The sequence below is a fragment of the Vibrio sp. OPT46 genome (assembly GCF_015163535.1).
GTDB classification, from domain to species: Bacteria; Pseudomonadota; Gammaproteobacteria; order Enterobacterales; family Vibrionaceae; genus Vibrio; species Vibrio alginolyticus.
Genome location: NZ_JADDYG010000298.1, coordinates 27416 through 29054, shown reverse-complemented (window position 1 = coordinate 29054; position 1639 = coordinate 27416). Strand labels below are relative to the sequence as shown.

Here is a 1639-nt window from a genome sequence, read left to right as displayed (position 1 = left end):
TGCCGAGGGATGCCGGCAGAACCCTTACGTTTGCCCGGGAGGTATTCCTACGAATGGGATTGGGAATACTCATGGTGTGCCAGATACGCCAATCACATTGGAGCAAGTCGCGATCGACTGGGTGAAAAATATTCAATCGGCCGAACGATGTGTGACCAATGCAGAAAGGATTTCAGGAGCGCAAATGAGCACGGGTCAATTTGACGCATTTACCAGCTTTGTTTTCAACTTCGGGTGTACCAAGTTTCGCAAAAATAAGGACGGCTCTGACACTCGGATTTACGCAGCAATCAAACATGGCAATTATCCCAAAGCCTGCGGTCACATTACGGAGTGGGTAAAGAGTCAGGGCGTTGTACTTAAAGGACTCGTCACTCGAAGAGGATTAGAACGTGATCGCTGCATGGAAATGGATTAAGTGGATTGGTCTTGCGGTGTTGGTGACGACCATCGCGGTGCTGAAGCTGCAGCTTCATACCGTCAAAGCAGAGAAAACCACATTAAGTGAAAAGCTCACCAAGGCAGAAGCAGACAACCAAATCAACTTAACCACCATTGAATTTTTGAAGGGTGAAAGTGAGCAAGCTAACAACATGTTAGTTCAGCGGCAACGGCAACACATAGCAGCAGAGGAAAAACTCAATGCAGACCTGGCAGCACTTAAAACAGAGCTGGCAAACGTTCAGTGCCATATCCCTGCCACTGTTACTGACCGCCTGCGCGAACCCTACTGAAACCGTCGCAACGCAGGTGTTCATGAAATTGCCACCTGCTGGAATGTTGGTGCCCTGTTCAAAACCACAAGTTCAAGGGACATGGCCAGAAGTGGTTACCGACGACATTCCCAAGCTGAAAAACGCACTGACTGAGTGTGATAACCAGATTGAAGATTATTTGCAATGGCGTGCTAGGCACGAAAACAAGAAGAGAAGTAAAAATGACTAAACCTACCTTTACATCAAAACCTGTCGTAGTCGCTATCGGTGGCACTGACTTCGTATTTACGCCAACGGTACAGGATGCAAATAACTATACCAATGACATGATGCCTAACAACAAAGTCGCGCCTGCCTATACGTACTTAACGCGTACCGTAAACCCAGAGCAAAAAGATGAGCTCACTGAGTTACTTGATAGCGTTCCTGGCTTAACTATCGAGCTTTATGCCACGGTCAGTAACGCTTCTAAAGGTGGTATCGAAATCACACTAAAAAAATAACAGATAGGGCAAAGCGGATTGAAGATAATCCTTTGGAACAAGCCTTTGCCCTTCGTCGTCATTTTTTGCCGAGTGAGCCAGACGACGAAAGAAGTTTAAGTCGCGCTATCTGGCTGGACAAACACCAGTTCGAACGCGAAGAAAGAGCGGTAATGAGTGCTATCAGCCGACTGTTTAGTCATTAACAGACATAAAGAGCGAGTGAGTATTACGCGATGAGCATGGAAAAACTGTTGATGCACATAGCGTTGGTTGATCAAGTCACCAAGCCGTTGCAGGGGATTACTAAAGAAGTACAAGCTTCGATGGATGCTGGTAAGCAAGGCATGCAAAACATGGCGGCAGGTGGTGCGGGTTTAGTCGCCACGGGCTTTGCTATTCAAAATGCGCTGATGCCAGCGATTGAAATGGATAGAAAGC

General features: G+C 47.0%; 5 protein-coding genes and 1 pseudogene. All 6 read left to right on the top strand.

Annotated elements, in window-relative coordinates; genetic code table 11:
* Positions 1-418, top strand: a 418-nt coding sequence (locus tag IQR33_RS33070; protein ID WP_228013889.1) for a lysozyme, incomplete at its 5' end; no start/stop codon positions are given.
* The gene (locus IQR33_RS13530; protein ID WP_052764199.1) at positions 393-734 is read left to right on the top strand and encodes a hypothetical protein; all 342 of its coding nucleotides are present in this window, start codon (positions 393-395) and stop codon (positions 732-734) included. The genes IQR33_RS33070 and IQR33_RS13530, both read left to right, overlap by 26 nt.
* Before the next feature lie 22 nt (positions 735-756).
* The gene (locus IQR33_RS13525) at positions 757-945 is read left to right on the top strand and encodes a hypothetical protein (protein ID WP_140337432.1); all 189 of its coding nucleotides are present in this window, start codon (positions 757-759) and stop codon (positions 943-945) included.
* Positions 938-1219, top strand: a complete 282-nt coding sequence (locus tag IQR33_RS13520; protein ID WP_017821180.1) for a putative phage tail assembly chaperone — start codon at positions 938-940, stop codon at positions 1217-1219. Before IQR33_RS13525 ends, IQR33_RS13520 begins: the two co-directional genes overlap by 8 nt.
* Before the next feature lie 32 nt (positions 1220-1251).
* Entirely contained in the window at positions 1252-1404 is a 153-nt protein-coding gene (locus tag IQR33_RS33065; protein WP_017821181.1) for a DUF6890 family protein, read from the top strand.
* Between the two features lie 30 nt (positions 1405-1434).
* A pseudogene (locus tag IQR33_RS33060) lies at positions 1435-1639 on the top strand (phage tail tape measure protein); the annotation flags it as partial.

Coding starts and splice junctions, on each gene's coding strand:
- IQR33_RS13520 (WP_017821180.1), top strand. CDS start 938: ATGACTAAACCTACCTTTACATCAAAACCTGTCGTAGTCGCTATCGGT.
- IQR33_RS13525 (WP_140337432.1), top strand. CDS start 757: ATGAAATTGCCACCTGCTGGAATGTTGGTGCCCTGTTCAAAACCACAA.